General features: G+C 35.8%; 19 protein-coding genes and 3 pseudogenes. 15 read left to right on the forward strand and 7 right to left on the reverse strand.

What is annotated here, in order from left to right; translation table 11 throughout:
* Positions 1-78: 78 nt before the first annotated feature.
* The 3 genes and pseudogenes from RRU94_RS15840 to RRU94_RS15850 form a co-directional block, all read right to left on the reverse strand.
* Positions 79-1,225, reverse strand: a pseudogene (locus RRU94_RS15840) (IS3 family transposase).
* 157 nt (positions 1,226-1,382) lie between these two features.
* Positions 1,383-2,264, reverse strand: coding sequence for a hypothetical protein (locus RRU94_RS15845; RefSeq protein WP_315695616.1), 882 nt, complete (start codon positions 2,262-2,264; stop codon positions 1,383-1,385).
* Positions 2,261-4,147 carry an AAA family ATPase gene (locus RRU94_RS15850; RefSeq protein ID WP_315695618.1) on the reverse strand — a complete coding sequence of 629 codons (1,887 nt, stop codon included), beginning with the start codon at positions 4,145-4,147 and terminating at the stop codon, positions 2,261-2,263. Before RRU94_RS15850 ends, RRU94_RS15845 begins: the two co-directional genes overlap by 4 nt.
* A gap of 489 nt (positions 4,148-4,636) precedes the next feature.
* Here RRU94_RS15850 and RRU94_RS15855 point away from each other — a divergent pair, with 489 nt between their 5' ends.
* The 3 genes from RRU94_RS15855 to RRU94_RS15865 all read left to right on the forward strand — a co-directional run bounded on the left by RRU94_RS15855 (position 4,637) and on the right by RRU94_RS15865 (position 9,220).
* Positions 4,637-7,624, forward strand: a complete 2,988-nt coding sequence (locus RRU94_RS15855) for an AAA domain-containing protein (RefSeq protein WP_315695621.1) — start codon at positions 4,637-4,639, stop codon at positions 7,622-7,624.
* Between the two features lie 223 nt (positions 7,625-7,847).
* Entirely contained in the window at positions 7,848-8,111 is a 264-nt protein-coding gene (locus tag RRU94_RS15860; protein WP_315695992.1) for an SRPBCC family protein, read from the forward strand.
* 401 nt (positions 8,112-8,512) lie between these two features.
* A complete protein-coding gene (locus RRU94_RS15865; protein WP_315695622.1) occupies positions 8,513-9,220 on the forward strand; it encodes an MrcB family domain-containing protein in 708 nt (235 codons plus the stop codon).
* 287 nt (positions 9,221-9,507) lie between these two features.
* Here the strand turns inward: RRU94_RS15865 and RRU94_RS25715 are convergent, their stop codons facing one another.
* Both RRU94_RS25715 and RRU94_RS15870 read right to left on the reverse strand, forming a co-directional pair.
* A complete protein-coding gene (locus RRU94_RS25715) occupies positions 9,508-9,834 on the reverse strand; it encodes a tyrosine-type recombinase/integrase (RefSeq protein ID WP_410493030.1) in 327 nt (108 codons plus the stop codon).
* 186 nt (positions 9,835-10,020) lie between these two features.
* Positions 10,021-10,950 carry a hypothetical protein gene (locus RRU94_RS15870; RefSeq protein WP_315695624.1) on the reverse strand — a complete coding sequence of 310 codons (930 nt, stop codon included), beginning with the start codon at positions 10,948-10,950 and terminating at the stop codon, positions 10,021-10,023.
* Between the two features lie 209 nt (positions 10,951-11,159).
* On the opposite strand from RRU94_RS15870, the pseudogene RRU94_RS15875 reads away from it, so the two are divergent.
* The 5 genes and pseudogenes from RRU94_RS15875 to RRU94_RS15890 form a co-directional block, all read left to right on the forward strand.
* Positions 11,160-11,330 (forward strand): annotated as a pseudogene (locus RRU94_RS15875) (transposase); the annotation flags it as partial.
* Positions 11,331-11,506: 176 nt separating this feature from the next.
* Positions 11,507-12,028 (forward strand): DUF1643 domain-containing protein, encoded by a 522-nt coding sequence (locus RRU94_RS15880; protein WP_315695626.1) that lies wholly within the window; start codon positions 11,507-11,509, stop codon positions 12,026-12,028.
* A gap of 294 nt (positions 12,029-12,322) precedes the next feature.
* Positions 12,323-12,538, forward strand: coding sequence for a GmrSD restriction endonuclease domain-containing protein (locus tag RRU94_RS25720; protein WP_410493031.1), 216 nt, complete (start codon positions 12,323-12,325; stop codon positions 12,536-12,538).
* A pseudogene (locus RRU94_RS15885) lies at positions 12,538-12,966 on the forward strand (DUF262 domain-containing protein); the annotation flags it as partial. The gene RRU94_RS25720 and the pseudogene RRU94_RS15885, both read left to right, overlap by 1 nt.
* Positions 12,967-13,512: 546 nt before the next feature.
* Positions 13,513-14,100, forward strand: a complete 588-nt coding sequence (locus RRU94_RS15890; RefSeq protein WP_315695994.1) for an HNH endonuclease family protein — start codon at positions 13,513-13,515, stop codon at positions 14,098-14,100.
* 1,017 nt (positions 14,101-15,117) lie between these two features.
* Here the strand turns inward: RRU94_RS15890 and RRU94_RS15895 are convergent.
* Positions 15,118-16,677 carry a zinc-ribbon domain-containing protein gene (locus RRU94_RS15895; protein WP_315695629.1) on the reverse strand — a complete coding sequence of 520 codons (1,560 nt, stop codon included), beginning with the start codon at positions 16,675-16,677 and terminating at the stop codon, positions 15,118-15,120.
* Between the two features lie 270 nt (positions 16,678-16,947).
* Here RRU94_RS15895 and RRU94_RS15900 point away from each other — a divergent pair, with 270 nt between their 5' ends.
* The 3 genes from RRU94_RS15900 to RRU94_RS15905 all read left to right on the forward strand — a co-directional run bounded on the left by RRU94_RS15900 (position 16,948) and on the right by RRU94_RS15905 (position 19,630).
* Positions 16,948-17,376, forward strand: a complete 429-nt coding sequence (locus RRU94_RS15900; RefSeq protein ID WP_315695631.1) for a hypothetical protein — start codon at positions 16,948-16,950, stop codon at positions 17,374-17,376.
* Positions 17,377-17,481: 105 nt separating this feature from the next.
* A complete protein-coding gene (locus RRU94_RS25725) occupies positions 17,482-17,739 on the forward strand; it encodes a DUF6884 domain-containing protein (RefSeq protein ID WP_410493032.1) in 258 nt (85 codons plus the stop codon).
* Between the two features lie 811 nt (positions 17,740-18,550).
* Positions 18,551-19,630, forward strand: a complete 1,080-nt coding sequence (locus RRU94_RS15905; RefSeq protein WP_315695633.1) for a hypothetical protein — start codon at positions 18,551-18,553, stop codon at positions 19,628-19,630.
* Positions 19,631-19,836: 206 nt separating this feature from the next.
* On the opposite strand, the gene RRU94_RS15910 is transcribed toward RRU94_RS15905, so the two are convergent.
* The gene (locus RRU94_RS15910) at positions 19,837-20,100 is read right to left on the reverse strand and encodes a hypothetical protein (protein ID WP_315695635.1); all 264 of its coding nucleotides are present in this window, start codon (positions 20,098-20,100) and stop codon (positions 19,837-19,839) included.
* 748 nt (positions 20,101-20,848) lie between these two features.
* Here RRU94_RS15910 and RRU94_RS15915 point away from each other — a divergent pair.
* The 4 genes from RRU94_RS15915 to RRU94_RS15930 all read left to right on the forward strand — a co-directional run bounded on the left by RRU94_RS15915 (position 20,849) and on the right by RRU94_RS15930 (position 23,659).
* Entirely contained in the window at positions 20,849-21,016 is a 168-nt protein-coding gene (locus tag RRU94_RS15915) for a hypothetical protein (protein ID WP_315695638.1), read from the forward strand.
* 339 nt (positions 21,017-21,355) lie between these two features.
* Positions 21,356-21,556, forward strand: a complete 201-nt coding sequence (locus tag RRU94_RS15920) for a hypothetical protein (protein ID WP_315695640.1) — start codon at positions 21,356-21,358, stop codon at positions 21,554-21,556.
* Positions 21,557-22,017: 461 nt separating this feature from the next.
* Positions 22,018-22,503 (forward strand): sigma-70 family RNA polymerase sigma factor, encoded by a 486-nt coding sequence (locus RRU94_RS15925; protein WP_315695642.1) that lies wholly within the window; start codon positions 22,018-22,020, stop codon positions 22,501-22,503.
* A 187-nt stretch (positions 22,504-22,690) separates the two neighbouring features.
* Positions 22,691-23,659, forward strand: a complete 969-nt coding sequence (locus RRU94_RS15930; protein ID WP_315695996.1) for an NAD(P)-dependent alcohol dehydrogenase — start codon at positions 22,691-22,693, stop codon at positions 23,657-23,659.
* The last annotated feature ends 68 nt before the right edge of the window (positions 23,660-23,727 follow it).

Genomic DNA, 23,727 nt, shown 5'->3' on the forward strand with positions numbered 1-23,727 from the left:
TTTTTTATCAAGATAACCTTTTAACTACTCAAGAAAACATAAAAAAGCTATTGACTAATCGTAAGAAAAAGTTAAGTCTCAAGCTGTTCTTCTAATTTGATCCTCAACGGCTTGAGGTGTCCGATAGCCGATCTGCTATGGATTCTGTTTCGGTTATACCAGCCTTCTATAAACTGGAACATGGCCAGCTTTACAGCTGGGCAGTCTGTATATTGCGTATGATAAACTTTTTCTTTCTTTAATATAGCGTGAAACGATTCTATGCAGGCATTATCATACGGGCAGCCTTTTTGGCTGAAAGCCTGCTTGATCCCGCATTTTTGGCCACACTGAGTAAACTCACCGCTGGTGTATTGTGAGCCAAGATCGGTATGAAGAATTAAGCTCCTTTGGGGCTTTTGAGAAAAACAGGCGTTTTGGAGCGCTTCGATCACCAATTCCGATATCATAGAACGGAAAAAGAATAGCCAATGTTTTTTCGAGAGCAGATCCAATACAGAGGTCAGGTAGCACTAGCCGCCTCTTACCGTAGGAATACGCGTAATATTCGCAACCCATTTCTCATCATTGATCGTGCAGGTAGAGAAGTCTCGTTTTGAAACATTATCTAGTCGCACAACCTTTTCTTTAGAGGAGAAGGGACGGTATTTTTTCTTGGTAATCGAACGGATGCCTCCCTTTTTCATTAAGCGTTGGACACCCTTCAGGCTTAAACATAACCCGCTGTTTAATAAGGTTTTGTGAATCTTGGAGCGCCATAACGTGGCTTGCTTTCCAGGTGAATCCGTTGGGTTTCCTTCGTGAGTTCCTGGTTATCCAGTTCACGCTATGACATTGTTTTCCAAGTGAATCATAGGAGCTGCTTCTTGGCACGGCCAGTACTTTGCGCATTTTTCGGATAGGGTATTGATCTTTGTATTCCTCGATAAAATTGTTGAACTCTGCTTCCGTTACTTTTTCGTGAATATGGCCATGGCTTTTTTTAGATTTCTAATTCCTGTTTTAACCGGAGGTTTTCTTTCTGAATCTCGGCTAACTCTTTTGGTGTCGGAGTCTCTTTCTCTACACTAATAGGGATAAAGTCTTTCACCCATTTATAAATCGTTACGTCGGATACGCCATATTCGCTGCTTAATTCTTTAACTAGGCTGCCGGAATGATACAAGTCCACAATCGTTTTCTTAAAGTCATCGTTATATGTTTTGCCTGCAGGTTTACGTTCCAATTCGGACACATCCTCTCAAAATAATTGTAAAGACTTAATTAAACTGTGTCCATGAAACTATATTAACTCCACTAGTGTGGTAGCTGCTAGATATTCTTTTGCGTAATTTTCTTTTCATTCTTCAACAAAATTTGCAAATTTCTTCTTTGAAAAGTTACTAGTTGAAATATAACCTACTTACAATGTCTTTAGTTAACTTACTTAGTGGCCTTTTTCCGAGACTCTCCTTGTCTAAATAGTTTCCATAAATTGCACGTAACATTTCTTCCCTATTGTGGAATAAGCCAGCGTAATTTTTCATAATATCTTCTAATTGTGAGGGACTGTATATAATCCCCTTTCTCAGTAATTCATGAACAAGGTCATTGTGCATCTCATACTGCTTATCAAGTTTGAGAACATTAAAGTTTTCTTCCAGCTCTTTTGACACCTGCACTTTAACATAAACATTATTTTCATCTTTTAAAAAATCTGCTGCATGTATACCAAAATTAAACTTGACTGCTTTATCCCAATTAATTCTGTTATCATGTGGAGATGCTGAAATGTCTTGTTGGAGCTTAAGTAAGTTACAGGCGGGGCAAACTGGTATTAAATTAAAAAACGACATAGCTAAGTAAGGATAATCACCCTTATTAAAGAAGTGGTCTAACTGGGAAGAGCGCTTTATTTTTTTACCTGTAGGAACGTTGTTGATATAATTTCTGTTGCAGTACGGACAAACTTTAATTTTTAAATTTTCCACTAGCGCTGCAGAAGTATAGCGTTCTAAACCTATCCATTTATTAGATTTTGAAAATGAATTATTGTACATGTCTTTTAAAATAACGTTAGGTGGGGCATTACGGTAATCGATTACTATTTGTTCGAGTAAAGGTACGGGAGCTGTTATGGCTGTTTTTAAGCTTATTTTTGAGCCGTGTCTTCTAAACCATCCATTTATTCTATAAAAATTCCCGTCTAGAACTAATTGTTCACGTACTGCTTTGTAGTGTTCCTGAGAAAGTCTTTCAAGATCTGGATTAATAATTGGAATCATCTATCTTCGTCCTCTAATGTATCAATTTCAAGCTGTATTTTTGCCTTTTGCTCTAGTAGTTCTCTGAGACGTAATTCCTTATCATCAGGAACCTTTGTGCGGTACATCTCCAATAACCGTTGTTTAATAATAGGTTCACCTATAAGTTCTATTAAAGAGTATATTTTTCTTTTTTGTTTTCTTCCTAAGGGCCGAGATTTATTTAGTTGCTGTATTATGTAATTTATCGTTTGTAGAGCGAATTCACCAGTCGTAGAATCTAGAAAAAACTTGTCTGCTAATAAGGTATGGATATTATTGGCGAAAGTTTGAGTTGTAAGCTTTGGTAAAACAATGCATTCTCCTGTTTCTTGGTTTTTTTCAAGAGTAATGACGTTTGAACTTGGAAGATCAGAAATTAAAAAAGGTGAATGGGTAGTAAAAACAACTTGAAACTTAGCATAACTGCTTGGAATTCTTTTAAGAAATTTTATAAATTCCCATATGAATTGTCTGCACCATTCAGGGTGCATAAATTGATCTGGTTCGTCTAATAAAATCAGCAGAGTCTTCCCTCCGTAACCAGTATCCAGGGTGATACCATAGTATAGTGTTGCAAATAGATTTAAAAAAGCTTCTTCCCCGGAACTGAAAGGATAAAATTCTATGTCCAAAATTCGGTTCAACAAGTCCGGGGAGTTGTTTTTTAGATATTCACTGTCGAGTTTCTGTAATAGATTTTTAATTTCTTCTTGTTCTTCACTTCCTATTGGAATTTCGATGATTTCGTTTATGAAAATCTCTTCAGGTAATGCAAGAAGCAATAGAATTAACTCATCATATGCAAAGTAAAATAAATTCTGACCAGCCGCATATTCATTAGTACTATCCCAAAGTTTTTCCATCAAGCACCTTAAAATCTCGTTATAATAGCCCCATGGATTGTCCGTGGATTGAACTTTACTTTCTATTTCTCTTAAAAGAGGTAAAATCTCTTTTTCCTCACCGTTATCTTTCATATGGCGAACTAGGGAGTGCCAGGTGAATTTTATATATTTTTCTGTTAAAGCCAGCAGCCAACGTATTTTTCTTTGTTGATTGGTCAGTAACTCCGCATTCTGGTTTTGGTTATTAAAAAATTTTTGAAGTCGTCTTACCAATGGATCCTGAGAAATTTTTAAAGTTAAATCGTATTCTCTGTCTTCAAAATACTTAAAATTCTGAGTTATCTTTAAATATATTCTATTCTTAGCTTGAAATAAATGCTTCATGTCAGGATCATCAGAATTGAAATCGACTAACATTTTATACTTTGCATAATATCCTATCCTTGAAGGTTGAAGAGATATTCTTTGAAACAGATAAGAGGTATCGGTAGGAAACATTGATCTAAGATTATACTCCTCTTGTTTAGCTGATAAAACAGTAAAACTATTGATTGACTTCCGTTCTTCTTGCAAGAAGTCTATGTAATTAAAAGTGCACTTTTCCTTATCATAACGCACTATGATACTGTATGGATTATGAATAAATAAACTATCAATTAAGCCATTTGTAAATGGCCTAATAAGTTCAATATTGTTACCTTCTATCACATACTTGGTTGTTGTTTGCTTATATAGCAAAAAATAATTGGAACTTTTATCTATTTGCCTTTGATTTAAATGCATACCTATTATATCAAGAATATTTGTTTTCCCACTTCCATTTTTGCCTATAATTCCGGTTATACTCTTAATCACGGGATCAAAGAGTTGTGGCGCATTTCTTTTTTCTGTAATAAATAATTTCGAAATTGAAGACTCTTCATCAAAGTTAATTGAAACATCATGACTTTCTGAAAAAGAAAAACCATTTTTCTTAATATTTTTATAGGAATCAACCCATAAGTATAATAATTGCATTATAGTATTCCTTTCTATTGGAAAACAACTTTGTTCACCAAAATCCTAGCTATATATTCTTTGTTCTTAGTTACTTTTTACATGAATCAGTCATATTTTAAACATATTTTTACAATCATTGATTCTTTTATAGTAATATTATCATAAGATTATTTAGCCAAGGGGGAAATTATTTAAGTTGTGGTTGGAATTTAAAATAAGCCAGTTCTTAAGAATTGTTAATACTTTTTGAACAAGATAGTATAAGTAGTTTACTATCGAATTATAATATATTAAACAATGAAGCAAAACGATAATCATTTTTCAAAATTTTAATTCTTAGAAAAACAAAACTTAATAAATCTTTTAGTGTACTTGGATATTTAAGGGGAAAACTGGAGAAATTCAAAGAATGTAAAAATACAAGTTAATAAATTAATATTTCACTCATTCTACATAAGTCTACGGATGATTTAAAAAACAATCTGATTTTTACTTAGGAGGAAAAAAATGAAAGATATAAACTCTATTAAGGAATTGCAAATAGGGGATATGGTGAACCAATTTTTTTCAATTGAAAGCACGGAGGTAAAGAAAGGTAAAAACAATAAAGAATTTCTTAAAATGACTCTTCAATATGGGAAACATACAATAGATGCGGTTAAATGGAACTATACGAACCTGGATAAGCAGATACCCTTAAAAGACCATGCGATATTGGTAAAGGGCAAAGTTAACGATTTTAACAATCTTCCTCAGCTTGTTATTGAAAGTATGAAACTAGATGATAAAAAGGATCATTCAACTTCCAATCCGCAGGCTCCTGCTGCCATTAACAATAGGGAGATATCTGAAACATTTATAAGTAATGAAAGAAAAGTTCTTGAGTATTTTAGAAGTTCTATTGCTGACGCTGAGCGAATCAGTCCAAATGAATCTCAAATACACATTTCTCTCTTTGAAGAGTACGAAATTTTAAAAAGCGGGGTCATTTCCTCTGAGAATTGCATGAAGATCTTTCGAAAAGCTAGACAACTATCCTCAGAGGATCCCCGAAGGAAAAAAATTACTAACTATGTGGAACTGATCATTAATCCATTTGTGGGTTATGGGAATGTCTTATATGGGCAAGAAGTAAATATTAAAGGAGCGCCCAAAGAGTTGGTTCCATTTTGGGTTCCTTCCTTGTTATATGAGGATGGCAAACTTTCGCCTCATCCTCACTATAAGCCATGGGTGGCCAGAGAATGGTTAAGTGCTGACTCATCCGATTCTATCAATCTAGATTATCAGGTGATAGGAACTGTAGAAGCTATAGATAAATTCCAATCATCCTCTAGTACAAATATAAAAAGTTGGGATGATTTATGGACTTACATTGATCAATTATCTGTTGCGGTAACAGGAGAAAAGGTTTCAGAACTTTCTCATCCAACTTACACTAGAGGAGTGGAAGGCCAGAATTGCTATATAAGACTTGTTGATTTCAGCCAGGGAATGACTCGAAATATATTGGGTGTTTATAACGATTTAATGAACAAAAAGAATTTACCTCCTTTATTAAATTGTTATCTAGGTTTAGAAGAAAACGAGGAATTAGACTTGCTCAGTGAGATTGAAGACATAAAAATGACTGTTAAACACGTTGGACAGATGAGTAATGAGTTTCCTGTATCATCATCACAAAGACAGGCTATTCATCATTTCCTAACCATGAATGAAGGGGAGATTCTTGCCGTAAATGGTCCTCCCGGTACAGGGAAAACAACCATGTTACAAAGTATCGTAGCGACTTTATGGACATCTGCCGCCTATAATCAAACAGAACCTCCAGTGATATTGGCAGCTTCTACTAATAACAAGGCAGTTACAAATGTTATTGACAGCTTCGGTAAGGTAGTAGAAGTCAATTATCCTGCACTGGCGGGTAGGTGGTTACCTGAAATTGACAGTTACGGATTATATCTTGTTAGAGAATCAAAAGAAGGAATTGAAGATTTCCAATGCTATCATCCACAAAATAGAGATAATTTCATTAATGGATTTCCGAGTACAGTAGAAAATAGCGAATATCTGGATAGGGCAGAAAAGTACTACATAGAAAAATATAAAATATTCCTTCAAATACATGAATCCAATCACTCTAAAACGGAAGAAAGTATCAACGATATTGAGATGATAATAAATGATTTACATGATAAGTTAACCAAATCAGTTCATTCTATCAACAAACAGGTAGAGGAGTATTTAGAAAATTCTTCGGACAAAAAGTTTCTGGAGACTATGGATACAAAAGAACGATATTTAGCATTTAAATTGGCAACCCATTACTTTGAAGGTAAGTGGCTCCTTGAGATGAAGAAGGAATTGGTTAAGGAATCAAACTCGTTGCATGAACTTTCCAAGGAAAATCAAATCAAAAAGTGGCGTCGTTTTGCCAAATTAACCCCTTGTCTCGTTTCCACTATGCATATGACACCTTCATTCTTTAAGTATGGTATAACGGCTACCAATTATTTATATGACTTTATAGATTTATTGATAGTGGATGAGGGAGGCCAGGTGAATCCCGAAATTGCTGCTGCTACGTTTGCGCTGGCAAAAAAGGGCCTCGTTGTTGGGGATACTGTACAGATCCCTCCGATTTGGAATATACCATTAACTATTGATATACAAAATATATTGAAGTTTGGTTTAGGTAGCAATGAAGAGGAAGCTATTACTTTCATTGAGAAGACGTGTCTTGGAGCATCAGGTGGTTCGGTGATGAAAATTGCTCAACGGGCATCCAAGTTTAGAGTAGATGAATCATTACCTAGGGGAATGTTTTTGAGAGAGCATCGTCGGTGTGTAAAAGATATTATTAGTTACTGTAATGAACTAGCTTACAATGGTTTTTTAATCCCTCTAGCCAAAGAATTCGAAGATAATACCTATATCTTACCACATATGGGATATGCGCATATTGAAGGTAAACATAGCAATACAAATGGAAATTCTAATGAATTAGAGGCTGAGCAGATTATCTCTTGGATAAGAAAGAACAAAGAAATTCTTGAGAAATATTATTCACATGAGCAAAACAAAAAGGTAACAATAGATGAAATTGTTGGGATTATCACCCCATTTACTAAGCAAACTAGTGTATTTAAAAATCTAATTAGAAAAAATAAAGAACTAGCTAAAATTACGGTTGGAACGGTTCATGCACTACAAGGAGCCGAAAGAAATATTTGTATATTTTCTCCGGTTTACGATGTCAATCACAAGGGAAGTTACTTTTTTGACAATGGGGTGAATATGCTTAATGTAGCTGTTTCTAGAGCGAAACATAGTTTTCTGGTGTTTGGCGATACTCGTATCTTTCAAAATGCGAATAAGTCTATCCCTTCTCATCTACTCAGTGATTATTTATTTGCTTCTGATAAAAATAAAATTAAGTTATCAGATAAAGTTGAAATTCCAGGCAGAAAAGAGCATGGGATCGAGCAAAGGTAAAATAGGTATTTTGAAGTTTTCTTATTCGAATATTTTGTAAAGAATGATCGTAATGGTTGAAACATCAACAACAACACTTCCCATGAAATGCACACTTGGACTTTATGTAGAGTCTATAGTTGACGCATGGGCCACTTCGGAAGTGATGAAAAAATGGTTGTTTACGATAGAGTCGACGAACAAGATAGCCAATAGTGAGCTAAATGTCGGTGGAACATGAGAAATATTAGATTCTTGCGAGAGGAAAGGCTATCGAGCGGTTAGTGAATACATACAAGTTGTACGACCCGCTAAATTAGTATTCACCTTTAAAATGCTTCAGTTTAGTGACAACCTAGACACTCTTACCATTGAATTTCATCCTGTCAAAAACGGTTGTGAAATGACCTTTAAACAAGTAATTGGTGTTCTGCATGAAGAAGGTTGGTCGGAAGAAGACATTAAAAAAGTCGAGAAGGAATACCCTGATGGTTCAGAATATAGCTGAGATTGGATGTTTGCTACGTTAAAACAGTCCGTTGAAACGGGGACCATTCATTATCCATACTAAGAGTCATCCCTCATTGGTTTTGAACCGATGAGGGGGATTTTTAAACGTATAAATTTATCCTTTTTATCTGAGAAGAGTTCTTATTATAGTCTCTATTAAGTAATTATGTTGAATTCCTTGTCCAACTGTTCCGCCCCGTATTTTCTTATTGTTTTGCAAGGGGGATTTGAGGACAAATTTGAGCAATCTGTTCCCAATAATAAAAACTCAATCTTAAAGGAACCAAATGAAAACCTCACTATATCGATACTTTCATAATTAAACTGTTAAGCTAAGTAGTATTGGCTCTATTAAGGAAAAAGGTGCGACCAATCTCCAATACGATAAGGTTGCCTTTATTGGATTTTAAAACCACGCCTCTCTCCCTTAGGCCTTTACCTTTTGATAAAACGGTTTTTCCCAACGACCCCAGAACTTCGATACAGATATTTACCAACAGCTCCAGACCCGCTAAGTATGAAGCCGCTAATATTTTAGGTAAAGAATACGATATGGAATACATTCAAAATAGCGATTTGGAAGGAGATTTAACGAGTCTGGTAAGAGTTTATAATGAATGGGTAAACTCTATTTTAACTAGCGATTTAGAGGATAGATATCAAGAAAGTATTAGCGGTTCAAGTAACGAAAACAATGAAATTAAACACGAAGAGACGGTTCCTCCGGATCGTTTAAATAGACTGCAAGTAAGGTCGGGTTCATTGCATCCGCCAAGAAATCGGAAAGAAGGAGACTTGGCTATTAAGCTCGCTGATTTTCTATGCGAAATGGATAGTGATCATAGGACATTTAATCTTAGCGGTGGCAAACAGTTTATGGAGAAACACCACTTAATACCTATGGAGCAGTATTTTAACTTCGAGAAGTCCGTGGATCATTACCTAAATATCTATAGTTTATGTCCTACATGTCATAGGAAAATTCATTATGGTGAAAAGGAAGATAGAAAAGAGATGCTTGAAATTTTATATGGAATGAGAAAAACTAACTATCAAGAGATTTACGGCATACAATTAAACGATTTATTTCGTTATTACAATGTTTAAAATAATTTAGACTATTGAAAAGGTGGTATAATCACTTAAGGTTATTTAAAAACAGGAAATAAAAATCCTTGAAAAAAGACAGTAAGCAACATAAGATTTTTTTGTTTTTTAATTCTTATATTAATCTAGGAGATTGTTACCTTCACAAAGTAGAGGTCGCCGGTTTGAACCCGGTAGGAATCATCAATGTTCAAAGCCGTAAATCCTTGATATATAAGGTTTTTTATTTTGTTCTCTTATATTCGCTCCGCTTCATTGGTCATATATTTGGTCACAAGGACAAGAAATTAACCGTTGAATAATTTATTTGCAAGACGGTTAGATGCCTCTTGCTGTATGTTAGGCAAGATATGCGAATAAGTATCCGATCTGATTTTCACACTGCTATGACCCAACCGCTCCGAAATTAACTTAATATTTTCCCCTTGCTGTAGCATAAGGCTGGCATACACATGAGTTAAATTATGGAAACGGATTCTGGAAAGAATCGACTTCTCAAGTAAGTTGTAAAACGATGTAAGTAGACTTTTTGGGTTAATAGGATTGCTATTTAATGAACAAACAACAAGATTAAGATCTGTATAAGCAGCACCGAGCAGTTGGTGAATCGACAAAGAGGGTGTAAAGCGGAAGGTGCGTAAGGAGATAAAAAATTAATTCTATATAATTTCTTATCCAAAGGAAAAGTTGAGAAATTTGATACGGAAACTGATTAGCTTAGGAGGAGCTACCGGAAATAAAATGATAGCAAAATGGGCCATCTACATGAGATGGCTTTTTAGCTATGATGAAAAATTTCATCATTCAATGTCTTGAATATCGCTTTTTTTATAGAGGCTAATTGTATCTTTTATTTTTTTCTTTAAGTCTGTTTTCTCAGTATCAGATAACTGCTCATACATTGTAAGAAAATCTATTGTATATCGTCTTATTGAGTTGTTAAACCATGCTTCGTTTTTTCTAATATTATCCCGATTGATAACCTCCAACCATCGCTCAACTAAGAGGCCTTGCCAGTCGCCTAATAGCTTATGTCTTTCCTCTAATGAATTGACATCGTTTGAATAAATAAGCTCCTTTTCTTCCTCTAGCCTATTTTTTTCATTATGGTCTATTAAAGTCTTAAATGAGACATCAGGTCTTGGACTTCTATCCGGAAAGTGCACGGCCTCAGTGATCGAATTTACATATTGTCCTGCAGTGATGTTAACTGTTGAGTCTGTATGTTTTACAAACAATACCCATTCGCTAGGGGTAACTTGTTGAATACTTGATCCACGAATGCTATCCTTCTTTGTTGATTTTAGCTCAATTGGGATAAAAGCAACACTCTCTGTTCCTTCCTCTCTAATTTCTAGTAACAAATCAGGATTAACAAATAACTTTTTCTCTTTTCTGACAATTTCTTTTAATTCATCTGTAAGTTCGGAAGGAAGATAAACTTTCTTTACGTACAGATTAAAAAAATCACTGTAAGGATGAGTTTGTTTTTGACTTTCCTTACTTTTTTTTGATACAATACTTAATTGGTATTCTTTCTTATCATCAGGTAACCTATTAAACTTCTCCTTTATAAACTTTTTTAGAAAGCCTTTTAGCTCTGCATCCACATTTGCTTCATCAGCATGAAAATTGATCGCTTTTAATAATTCTGAATTACTTTTTAAATTTTTTTCTAATTCGTACATAAAAGCATGCATAAATAATTCGGTGGTATTTTTAAAATCCAATTTTTAACCTCATTTCGTAATTATAGAAACAAACTCCATTATATTATTACTTAATATTTTTCCTCAATAGCTAACTAAGAAAAAATGAAAAAGCCTTCAATTCGGACTTTATACAGCCGTATGCCAAAGAAGGTTTTCAAGACGGCAACGACGGACTGCGGAAAAAATTCAGCTGTTACGCAGTGTTGGAGAAATATACAAACATTACTTTTTATTTTGCGGATCCATATTCTCCCTGACGGCGTGGAAGCAACGAAAATACCAACGGTCTGCTTCGTGAGTTTTTTCCAAAAGGCACCGATTTTAACAAGGTGACGGATGACAAGCTGGGCCGGGCTCTTCAGCTGCTCCACAACCGGCCACGCAAGTGCAGTGCCTAAGCAGTACGCCACACGAAGCATTTATCGACGAAGTGTCGCACTCAAATTGACAAATGATCTAATGAGAGCTTACAACACGTACTTCTATTGTGTATTCCACATATAGATATACATGGTAGTTAAACATAGTTCTTTTATAGTAGAATGTAGATGCAATTTAAAAGGGAGGAAGATAAATGGTTAAAGAAATAGAAAGAACAATAAAGTCCGCAGCGGTATTATCTGATGATGATAAATACAGATATAAATTAACAAGGATTTGGGATAGTGACAAGCCGAATGCCACAGTAGTAATGCTTAATCCTAGCAAGGCTGATATGTTAAAAACAGATAGAACAGTGATGAACGTCACTAATTTTTTGGTCGATAATGGTTATGGCGCAATCACAATTGTTAATTTATTTGCATACAGGGTAACAGACCCTAAATTTCTTAACCAAAGAGATGAATTACACGAATCAATAAATGATGATTATTTAAGAGAGGCTTTTTATGACGCAGATCTCATAATAGTAGCTTGGACTAGGGATAAGGATAAGTATGTAATACGAAAGAGGGAAGTGGAAAATTTGTTGCTCGGTTATAGAAACAAGATTAAATGTTTTGAGGACGATAAGGGGAAAAAGCTAAGACACCCAAGGGATTTAGGTGCAGGGTGGAAACTAGTGGATTACGAATTTATGTTTGTTGAAATTTGAGAACATTTAGGATTTTAAAACAGATATTTTTTCCATGAAGAAAATTTAGCGATAAGTAATAACGAGATTTACAATGAACAAAGGGAAAGAGTCTTGTTTTTACTCCTCTCATTATAAGTAGCCTGATAATTTAACGCGCACTAAAGCGGTGTGAGTATCAGAAATTATTATAAATCAAATTCTAAAAGAAGGAATTGCAAGAAGAGTTTCATTATCCATAAAACATTATTAATTAGTGAATTGGTATAACAGGATAAATGAAAATCAAGATTAATTAATGAAGGGATAAAGAAAATGAAAATCACTCCAACCACTTTAAGTATCAATCAATTACTGGGTAGTAGTAATGAGCAATTTGTTATCCCCGCCTATCAAAGACGGTATTCTTGGGGAGAAAAACAATGGGCGGATTTGTTTCATGATATTAAGTTGTTAAGCCAGCGGGACTCTCACCTATTAGGAACTATTCTTTGTCTTGCTACTAATTATTCTATTGGAATAATACGTTAGAACTTGTTGATGGACAGCAAAGGACAACAACATTGACTATATTGTTAAAGGCTCTATCGGATAAATTTAAAGAGTTACAACAAGAAGAAGTACATAAAGAAATTGAAGCTTTGCTATTCTGTAAAGGGATTGACCGAGCGTTAAAGCGCAAAGTTATATTAGGTGATTTAGACAATCCAGACTATGAAAAGTTAATGAATAATGAAGATTTAGATTCTATAAAGAATAAGAAATTCCTTGAAGCGTATGGTTTCTTTATGGATAAGTTTAAAAATTTTGCTTTAACGGAATTATTGGAGTTCCATTATAAATTGGTAAGTAATACATATACGATTCGGTTGGATGTTACAAATGCCAAAGATGCCTATAAACTATTTGAAACTATCAACAATCGAGGCCTCAGTCTTAGCCCGACGGATATCATTAAAAACTTTCTCCTTGGACATTCCTCGCTAATAAGCGATGAAATTTTGGAAAAAGTGAAGGGCTATTGGACGGAATTAATTATTAACCTTGATGGAATTAAAACAGATGATTTCTTTAGACAATATCTTTCGAGCATATTAAGAAGAAAAATAACGGGGTCAAACATCATTGAGGAATTTAAAAATTATTACTTTAAGTCTGTGGTAGAGGCTGAAAATCTAAATGAATTTAGTCAATATGAACGATTTACCGTGGAACCAGAGGATGATTTGGAAGACCAATCTATTGAATTGGAAGAAGAGCGGGCGTGGGAAGTAGAGGTGAACAACAAGATTTCCATTGTCGACTTTGCTCGGTATCTTCGTGACGCTTCCAAGATGTATGGACATATACGAAATCAGTCATTTTCGAATCATGTCATAAACAAACACCTAAAGAACTTGACCAAAATCAAATCATTTCCTTCTTATATCTTTTTATTAGACTTATTCCAAAGAAATGTTGAAGAAACAAAAAAAGTGGAAATTCTAAAAACAATTGAAACATTTATGCTTAGAAGACATGTGTGTGAATATCGGACAGCTGAACTTGATGCTATCTTTTCTAATTTAGTGAATGTGGAAAACGAAGATATTGTAAGAAGCGTTAAAGAAAAACTTTCTAAATACTTACCAACCGATAATGAATTTAGAGATAAGTTCTCAAAATATAGCTTTAAAGGGAACGAAAACAGGGCGAAATACGCTCTTGAAAGGTTTGAATACGATTTAATTAACGACCAAGGGGAATATATTTTAAGTTCTGGAGATGAACTTCATTTAGAACATATTATTCCACAAAAAATAACAACTAAAAAGTCAAAAGAAGAGTTTGGAGATTGGGAAAAGTACTTAGGAAGCGGCGCTAAGGAAGCACATAAGGAATATGTAAACAGAATCGGTAATCTCACGCTCCTAGCCAAATCACTAAATATTGTAGCCTCCAATAATCCTTTCGAAGACAAGGTCAAGGAGTACCAAAAGTCGAATATTCAATTAACTAAAAAAGTTATTGCTTTATCCGAGTTTAAATTTCCGCAAGTGGAAAAGCGGTCAAATGAACTTGCGAATAAAGCTGTTCAATTATGGCGCTTTTAAGGGTTTTTATTTGAAATAGCTAATGAATAATACACTAAGATAAAGGTTTAATCTTTGTGGGAGATGAGGAGACCCACCTTTTTTGTTGTATAGTCCAGAGTATTTTCCGGCTATACAATTTCTTGTTGAGAAAGAAATATGTAGCAGTTGTATCCACGCCAATACGTTATAAGAAATATCCGATATGAAACGGATTTTTGGTGTTGTTTATTCAATAAAAACACCTCAACAGCAAGTATTTCTAAAGTGAATTTTGAAACGATTTTAGCGAATTTTTGTATAATTGGTTGTGTTCGCATTGGAATACTACCGGAAAATCAGTTGTAGTATATTGTTAATAGTATTACAGTAGTGAAGATGAAAATTAGATAAAGTATAAAACAAATAAATTCGAAAAGGAGAGAATTTACACGCAACCGCCTTTTTAGGAGGCGCACTATATATTTCTGTAATCCTATGAAGTAATTAATCATAGGATAGGCTAATTCATGCCTTTATTTCACAGGGGTAAATGTGTTTTCTAACGAGGTGCGTTGTATGTAGATTCTCTCCTTTTTTGTGTTGTTTATATATTAGTCCTGCGTTAAAAAATATTAGTGAAGTATGAGAGAATTCACGAAGAGTATGTAAAAGAGATAAGAGGATACCTATTTTTTGTTGTATCAGGAACAAAAACTTTTTCATGTATCATTACTTTACCTTAACGTCATTAATGAATGGGATCGATATTTATCCTCTTTCACGGTTGTTAGATCATACGAGAGTTTTAAACACTTAGCGTTGCTTGGAATTACCGACAGATGAAACTTTAAGTGAGGCGCAAACTCCAGCAGTCCACTTATGAATACGGGAAGAAAACCATAATAACGAAATTGTTAAGGTTTTTTTGTGGGCAATAGGTATATAAATTCTCTCGTCGAAATGCTAGTACAACAAGCTTCTACTAAAAGAGGATTTAAAGATCGCAAAAAACCTTAGTAGATAGGAATTTGCCATCTTTTTATAATTGAATAATCTTTACTTGCTAGTAGTAGTTCTGCATTTGCGACATGAAATAGCGCCGAGACGAAACACGTTGGAAGCAATGCTATCCCAAGCTGTCTGATGCTCTTTGCAGTAAAAGAAAATCCGCCCGCTATGACCAAAAGAAATCTTATCAGGGGTGATGATATTTTTGTTGAAATCCCAATATTGTTCAACTAATTCTTTATGTGTATGGGCAACACTTCTCTTATATGGCACTCTTCGACGTGCAGCAGACTTCTTTTTTGATTCACAGGCTTTACAACCGCTTGAATGGTTGCCGAAAACACTATATGCTGCGGCTTGCCAATGTTTATCGTGCTCTTTGCAATAAAAATGAAGCTTGAAGTGTGAACCTGCTGTCACTTCCTCGGGTTTTACTATATTCTTTTCAAAGTCCCAATATTGCTCGACTAGTTTAGAATGGGTATAGGCAACACTTTTTTTATACTCCACTTTACTTCTTCGGGTATTTGCATTTTTATTCGCTTCACATTTTTTGCATCCGATATAGCCGCCATTAAAAATATTATAAGCATAGGCTTGCCAGCCTTGCTGGTGTGTTTTGCAATAAAAGTGAAGCCGTACCTTACTTCCTGAAGAAACATACTCAGGCTTAATTTCGTTTTTCTCAAAGTCCCAATACATCTTTACTGTTTCATTGTGAGAATGAAGAACACTATTGCTTATTTCTCGTTTATAATACTGGTTTTGAATCGTAATAAAATCTTGGAATGTATTTACTATTATTGCATTAAGCTTTTCAGCGTTTTTTTTGTCCTTTTCCGCCAGATAGGTCAATAGGGTTTTGATTACTTCATCCAATGAAGAAAGGCTATTGAGGTTTTTTCTGATAAAACAAGTAGATTGCTCGAGAGGGGGCAGTTCTTCTCTTATTCGAATTGTATGTAAACCTGCCTTACCTAATTGTTCGTTTTTACGCAAATCATACGCCGCTTTGGTTTTCCCAGAGTGAAAATAGTGACCATCATATTCAACCACTGTATGTAATGCTGGGAGAAAGATGTCCGCTTCCAGAGATTGATTTTCAACTTTGAAGATATAGCGGTGTTTAACATTATGGTAAACTTGAGAGAGATAATAGAAAATAGCCTGTTCTGGTAGGGATGTACCTTTACTATTACATCTTTTGCATCCTGTATTTCTGACATGACGCAGCCAAACCGTTGTTTCCCACTCGTAATGACATCGATGACATTTCCACCAGACTTTTCTTTGACTTCCCACACTAATTTCTTCAGGAACAAGCACACCATTTTTTTGTGGATGCCATTCGGATGACAAGTAAGGGTTGTTTATCGAGAGCCGGTTGCAATCACATAGCCGAGGTTTACTGCCTTTTACTCTTGATTGCACAATCATAGGATAGACAAATCTACAATTTTCGCAAACCCAGTAAACTTTTTTATTGCTATTAACAGCTAATTGGTCGGCTGTTATGTTTTTATTTAATTCCGTTGGCGCGAGCCATTTCGCAACGTCCGCGTGTTTAATAGATAAACGGTTTTCATCTGTTAATTTATTACTTCCCATTTTATTTCACTCCTTTATAGCTTCTTAATTGTAACAAAAAGAAATATTCTATTTTCTTGGTGTATATTGGATATTATGGGTGAGGAAGAGTGATTAAGTTATAAAAAGGAGATAATGTAAAGTGAAGAATAAGATTCGAATTGGGAAGATTTTTGTTCCCGTCACCAAGTGATTGAAAAGGGAGTACCCTTATTTCAAGGTAGTGAAAACATTGTAGAAACCTTTCCGTATGGAACTAATAATCGGATCATGCTTAAAAGAAGTTCTAGCATGGAATCCTGCCTAATTAATGAAGTGGAAAAGGTCCTAACTGATTACATAGAGCAGACAGGGAAATACGATGGTTTGATTTATATGATGTTTTGGAAGAAAGATAATAAAATTACCCCATTATATATAGGGAAGTCTGAGAAATATGGAAAAAGCGGAGGTGATTTATCCATAAATATAAAAAATATTGGACAAAATAAAACGAACTTTTGTAGATGGGGTTACAATTACGCTTATCATATAGGGGATCTAAGTGCAGTAGTTTGTTTGGGACACCCTGAAATTAAAATATTAAATAAATATTCTAAATTGGTAGCTCTAATATTTGAAAATTACCCAGTTGAAGAGCCTGTTTTAAAAGCTCCTGTATGCTTCTGGATCAAAGCATGGTCCAAAAAAGATATTGGAGTTTGGAGAGAATTTGATTAAACATCACTTACATTTCTTGAACATTTGCTAATTGGCTTAGCTAGTGAGTTGTTTCCCGGAACGATTTCAATCAAGAAGGAGTGAATAGAAAGTAATGGAAAGACTATGTGTTATTCCTTGTGGGGCAAAAAAGTATGGAAGAAGAATCTGGCCGCTGAACCAACAAAAGCAAGGGATGTTTATATCGGCTCATTTCATAACTCTTGTCAGAAATATGCTAATCGTTTTTTTAAAAAGAAGGTTATACTTTCAGTGAAACATGGATTCTTGTTTCCAGAGGGTATTGTTGAATCGAATTACGATGTTTCATTTGGTTCTATAAGTCCGGATATTATTAGCATCAATGAAGGCAACAAATTATAAACAAGAAGTTGGTGAAATATAGGGAATTAGTCGTTTTAGGTAGAAAAAAGTACAAAAAGGTCGTTGAGCAAACCTTTGGAAGTAGTTATAGTTATACGTACCTCTTTAATGGGTGTAAGGGAATAGGCTGCATGCTAAAAAAGATACATAATTCTATTTTTTAGGAGAAGAAATAAATGATTAAACCAATCGATAATTTATCATTTGGAATACTACAAGAATAGAAAGCAGGGATGCTTTTCACCAACGAAAGTTGTGTGCTTATTAGGAATAAGCTTAGCACTCCCATTCCCCTAACATCTTTAAAATTGAGTCCTAAACATAAAACTTACTCCATAGAAAAAACTTCAGTTGGCTACCATATGATTAGTAAATTACTAAATCCCTGATTAAATAACATTTCTCCTAATAGATGATGGTCATAATATATTTATTTGATTCATGGAACTTTTCTAAATACTCTACACTGGGAATTTTAGTGAATTTGCCATTTCCTCCTCAGTTACAATTGGTACAACTCAGTATTAGATTCTATACGCCATCTAAGTTTTGATTTTATGATAGGTTGAGAAGATGGGATTAAGATAGTCAATATTAATACTTCTGACATAATAAAAACACTTTCCTTTTTGGTAACTGTTTAAAGCAGAACGTGAACACCAAGTTGGAGAAACGCTGGATAAGGCATCCTTGTCATCAAAAGAGAATTCATAATAAGAATAGGTAGGTATCTCATTAAAAATAAAATACGGATACGATATTTTGGTGTAAAATACAGATTATTACCATTAGGAATAGAGGCGAATTTTTAATGCGATCTTCAGTAGATATTATTTTAGATATTACAAACCAGGCGTATCATGAAGCGTTAAACATTTTAGCGACACACCACACACCAAAAGATTTATTAAAGTATATTAAGGATGTTGGTGTGGAAACGGAACTTTTTTTAAGGGAATCTATATATCATAATAGAAATAATAGAGATAATTTTAAGCTCCTTATTGATAATTTAAGCCGCTTCAATGTTTCTACTACATCAATTATCTCTCTCAATGAGCTCAGAAGAGAATACAATAAAGCTAAACACGACCCTACTACAACTATTCAATCGTTAGATGTGATAAAGATAATTAAAAACACATATAACGCATTAAAAGAAATCAAAGACTTAAATCTGGGTTCAAATATGAAAACCCAAAGTTATAGTAGAGTGGTTTGGATTGCAGGTTGGGATCACTTTAATTCAGGGGATACTGAAATACAAATTATGATTCCGTATGACGGGAATAAATTTCCCCCACATATAGATTTTTTCAATATTCATTGGGAAGGTTGGGATAAGTTAATAGAAAGGTTCAAAGTAAATAACACTTTGCTCATGGGAAAAGAATACTTTCCTGATAATGTTTATAACATGTTACAAAACACTGGTGATTTTATTGGTGCAGGAATTTACAATGGAGACTACAGAGAATTAATACTTGAAATTTCTAAATACGTCGATTCTAGTATAGAAGAAGAGCTCATTCCAGATTTACAAAGAAAGAATGCTCCGATTGCGATATTTTACGCAATAATTTATTCAACCTGTGATGTTATTTCAGAGGGTAGGTTCGTGCACGATATAGAAGTGTTGAAAGAAACAATTCTTTCTATTGCTACGTATAAGTATGCCATTTTGGGAGAATCTCTATATACAAATGAGTGGATTCCTATTATGGCGGAAATTCTAATGAATTTGAAAGAGGAGCATCGCAATCATCTTGAAGGTCCTATTTTTTTATCGAGTGATAAGTTTGAGTCTATGAGAAAGGAATCATACATAACTAAAAAGTCCCCTAATATACAAATAACTAATGATGGAAAATTATTAGTGTTATTAGTGTAAGAGATTAGAAAGAGTTCCTCTATTGGGTGTAATGAATTATTTATATAAAAACTTCCCTTGTGTATGGAGGATCTTTTTATTATGTAGTGTGCCCTTAGCATCAATATTACTTTTCCTTTAGTTGTCTCCGAAATAAATGCTGGTATTTCAGCTGTTACTCCCTGTTTTTTAAAATACTCTCTAACAAAACCCTGCGTTCCTTATTCTTAAGTACCTGCCTTTCTGTTTACGATCGAGTTAATTAAGATGAGTTCGGTTCCTTCTAGGCAGTGATCAAGAAGCAGATCAAGAATGATTTCCTTTTGATAGCCCTTGAAGCTGTCATTTTCGAGATAATAAAAGACATTTTGAGGCGCGCGGTTTAGTCTTGCGGCCAGGTTACCTAAACTTGGTTTGTATGTGTTATTTAAAGCTGTGATCGTAGCTGGATCTAATAGCTTGATTAATGATTTTTTATTGTATTTGACCATGTCTAACCTCCAATTTCTTTATGAGATAATTGGAGAAAAAAGACGGCGGCCGGGAAGGAGAGGGAGAAAAACGCGACTACCGACAATTTTGCTGAAGAAACTGTAAATCATACAGCGTCCTTCACTTATATAGACGCTTGGAGTGGGCTAAGTTCTACAGGTTCATTTAATTTCTTTAAAATATGTCTTTTTTATAGCCAGCTGAAAATTTAACAAAGATGTAATTTGAATTTTGTGGTACTAGAGGCATTCCAAGCGTGCTATATATTGAAATAAATAAACCCTAACCTAACGATGGATGACCATAATAACGATACTATTTCCCTTGCAGGGAAACAGATTTCGCTAACGCTTCATCCGCAGCAAGAACTAAACATACTAAGATCTATAGCTGCTATAACAGAAATAAATAATAGTTATAGTTAAGGCGTTGGATTTGCGAAGCAAAGACAACCCGGTTGAAGACCGGAATAAAGGCGAGGTCTGTAGTTAAGTGCGATAGAAGATGATGAACAATATAAGTATAGCAAGGGTGATCTGCGGCTGTGGCAGGTTGCCCTTATTTTTTGTTTACGCGGCAGGTCGGTTATTAAAGAATTCTAAACAATCGTCATTACTTGTTAAAGGAATTTGAACAAACTTATTCAGCAGGTTTGGAGGGAACTATGAAGCTTTCTCTTTCAACATGATAAAATGTACATAGAAATTCAAAAATTTATTCTAAAGACCAGGAATGGAGGGGATATTGTTGAAATTACCGTTTAGGTTCAAAAAGACAAAAGAAGAAAAGTTGAAGGATAAAGAATTTCGAGAACAGCTAAATAGAATCATGAAAATTGCTTCAACGCCTAAAGATCAGTTACCTTTATATGCACATACACAGAGTAGAGATGTGTTAAAAAAAGACTTCGTGTAATCAATGGCGGAAAATCGGATTGATAATAAAATAATCAAATATATAAAACCTTTCACTTTCTTATATAAGAAAACCAATGACAGCAAAAAAGGCGTTAGTGGCAGCGAGATATTTATGTGAAATCGACCCTGAGCATGGATAATTTATTTCGAAATTCAGCGGAAAAAATTATGTTGAAACCCATCATTTAATTCCGATAGAACTTCAAAAAGAATTTGGATCACGCCGGCAGAAGCAGCGCCTTATTTCCACCGCTACCTCACCTCCAAAGAATACCGGAAGAAAATCGATTTCTCCGACCGACAGGGAAAAAAGCTGGAGCAGCATAACGAAAAAGCAGTGGCTGATTTGATTGCCAGCATGCCCATGTCTAAATGGAGCGGAAGCAGCAAAGGGCTTATTACCTTTGAAAACAATGTTTTTCACATTCACATCGAAGCGGCAGGCAATTCACTCGTTTATGAGTGGACAAAGGAGATTTGTGCGTTTAGGCTGCATGGGTATTTTGAGCGGAAAGAAATGAAAACAGTTGTGAAATGAGAAACAAAGCGATTTACAAAACAAATTCTGAGCCAGCTTTTTTAAGCAGGCTCTTTTTTTATGGTATGAGGATTGTTTGAAGGCATGATACAGCTAAATTCGTTTAAACTAGCTGATTTATAAACTGTTAAAATAAGGAATATAATTTACGAAAATGGTATATTATATCCAGAAAGTAAATCAGTTCTTTTGACCTCCACAAAAAATAATATTCCCTTTACAGTTCTTTTACAAAACAGGATATTTAATGGATAAAATTAGAGAAACCCCATCTTTTCCCTTTCGTCAGCGAGGAGTATAACAAAGGGCGTCGGAACGGGCAAGTTTAAGTTGGAATTTGTCGTTTTTGTCTTTACAATTGGCGCTTTTTGTAGGTATTTACACTCATTCAGCCACACGCTACGATAGTCATGCCCTTAAGGAGTACCCGGGGCTGGCGCTAGCTTGGATTGGATGTTTCGATGTTATTTGAACAACTCGCGCAGCAATACAACCCGATGATTCACCGCATCATGAACAAGCTGCATATTTACAAAAACAAAGAGGATTTTCATCAGGTGGGGCTGATTGCCCTGTGGGAAGCACATACACGATTCGATGCGTCAAAAGGCGATTTTGCGCCGTATGCGTATTCGTACATTCAGGGACGCCTGAAAAATGCTTTAACAAAAGATGCGACATTCAGTGATGGAACGGTCCTGACCGGCCAATCGGATGATTTGTTTGAAAGCGTGGATCCGGAGCCAACACCGGAGTCCGCGGCGCTTGTTCAGTTATGCGGGGAAGGGCTCGATGGCCGGGCGGGGGAATGGTTTCGCCTGTCTGTGATCAAAGGCTTATCGAATCCGGACATCGCCAGAAAATGCGGTGTGACGCCGGCCGCTGTCCGGAAATGGCAGCAAGCCGCAATCAAGCAATTGCAGGACGAGTTCAGCGACAGCGAGTAAACAGATCCGTTTATGCAGTGGGGCTGCCCGGAACGATAGGTGAAATGCGGGACAGGTTTTACACATTTGTTTTTTTACAGGTTCGAGTCTTAAATCTTGTATGACCGGAATATATTTTATACGGTGGCCTTTTAACGGTTTGTCAGGAGCAAAGTCTAAAAATGGCAGAATACAAGGAGGAATCTATATAAAAGCGATTGTCTGTTCCAAATACGGGACGCCGGATGTTCTGCAATTCACCGAGGTGGAGAAGCCTGTTCCGAAGGACAATGAAGTGCTGGTAAACATTCGTGCTGCATCGGTCAATTACGGAAATCTTGTTTTGTTGAAAGGAGAACCGTTCCTCGCCCGCTTTGCGTTTGGCCTTTTGAAGCCGAAGCACCCGATACCTGGAGGAGATATTGCAGGCCGGGTAGAGGCAGTGGGCAGGGAGGTGAAGCAGTTTGGGCCAGGTGATGAGGTGTTTGGCGACTTGTCCGGCTGCGGCTGGGGCGGCTTCGCTGAATATGCGGCGGTACCTGAAAGGGCCCTGGCGCTCAAGCCAGCCCAGCTTTCGTTTGAGGAAGCAGCGGCGGTCCCGATGGCGGGCGTGACAGCGCTGCAGGGCCTGCGGAATAAAGGAAACATCCGGCCGGGGCAAAAGGTGCTTATTCACGGTGCTTCTGGTGGGGTCGGCACATTCGCCGTCCAAATGGCCAAGGCGTTCGGGGCAGAGGTAACGGGTGTGTGCAGCACGAGAAATGTTGATACGCTGCGGTCGATGGGTGCAGACGATGTCATCGACTATACAAAAGAGGATTTTAAGAAAAAAACGCAGCAGTACGACTTGATTCTGGCGGTGAACGGGCACCAGCCGCTTTCTGCTTATAAGCGCGCCCTGCGTCCCGGCGGCATTTTCGTTCACGTCGGAGGATCGGGTGCCCAGTTAACCGAAACGATCGTTCGCGGGCCCTGGATTTCTTTAACCGGAAATCGGAAAATGAGCAGCATGCTGCAGCGGCAAAACCAAAGCGATTTAGTTTTTATAAAGGAACTGCTTGAAGCGGGCAGCGTAAAGCCGGTTATTGATAGAAGCTACACATTGAGTGAAGTGCCCGAAGCTTTCCGGTATTTTGCAGAAGGACATGCGCAAGGGAAAGTGGTCATCACCGTTTAACACATATTTAATAGAATCGAAGAAGCAACGGAAAAAGGATAAAAATAGAGTACGAGAGGAAGGCAGCC

This window comes from Domibacillus sp. DTU_2020_1001157_1_SI_ALB_TIR_016 (assembly GCF_032341995.1).
GTDB lineage: Bacteria > Bacillota > Bacilli > Bacillales > Domibacillaceae > Domibacillus > Domibacillus indicus_A.

Coding starts and splice junctions, on each gene's coding strand:
- RRU94_RS15850 (WP_315695618.1), bottom strand. CDS start 4,147: ATGCAATTATTATACTTATGGGTTGATTCCTATAAAAATATTAAGAAA.
- RRU94_RS15905 (WP_315695633.1), top strand. CDS start 18,551: ATGCGATCTTCAGTAGATATTATTTTAGATATTACAAACCAGGCGTAT.
- RRU94_RS15910 (WP_315695635.1), bottom strand. CDS start 20,100: ATGGTCAAATACAATAAAAAATCATTAATCAAGCTATTAGATCCAGCT.
- RRU94_RS15925 (WP_315695642.1), top strand. CDS start 22,018: ATGTTATTTGAACAACTCGCGCAGCAATACAACCCGATGATTCACCGC.
- RRU94_RS15880 (WP_315695626.1), top strand. CDS start 11,507: ATGGTTAAAGAAATAGAAAGAACAATAAAGTCCGCAGCGGTATTATCT.
- RRU94_RS25720 (WP_410493031.1), top strand. CDS start 12,323: ATGAAAATCACTCCAACCACTTTAAGTATCAATCAATTACTGGGTAGT.
- RRU94_RS15900 (WP_315695631.1), top strand. CDS start 16,948: ATGGAATCCTGCCTAATTAATGAAGTGGAAAAGGTCCTAACTGATTAC.
- RRU94_RS25725 (WP_410493032.1), top strand. CDS start 17,482: ATGTGTTATTCCTTGTGGGGCAAAAAAGTATGGAAGAAGAATCTGGCC.
- RRU94_RS15845 (WP_315695616.1), bottom strand. CDS start 2,264: ATGATTCCAATTATTAATCCAGATCTTGAAAGACTTTCTCAGGAACAC.
- RRU94_RS15855 (WP_315695621.1), top strand. CDS start 4,637: ATGAAAGATATAAACTCTATTAAGGAATTGCAAATAGGGGATATGGTG.
- RRU94_RS15895 (WP_315695629.1), bottom strand. CDS start 16,677: ATGGGAAGTAATAAATTAACAGATGAAAACCGTTTATCTATTAAACAC.
- RRU94_RS15890 (WP_315695994.1), top strand. CDS start 13,513: ATGCTTAGAAGACATGTGTGTGAATATCGGACAGCTGAACTTGATGCT.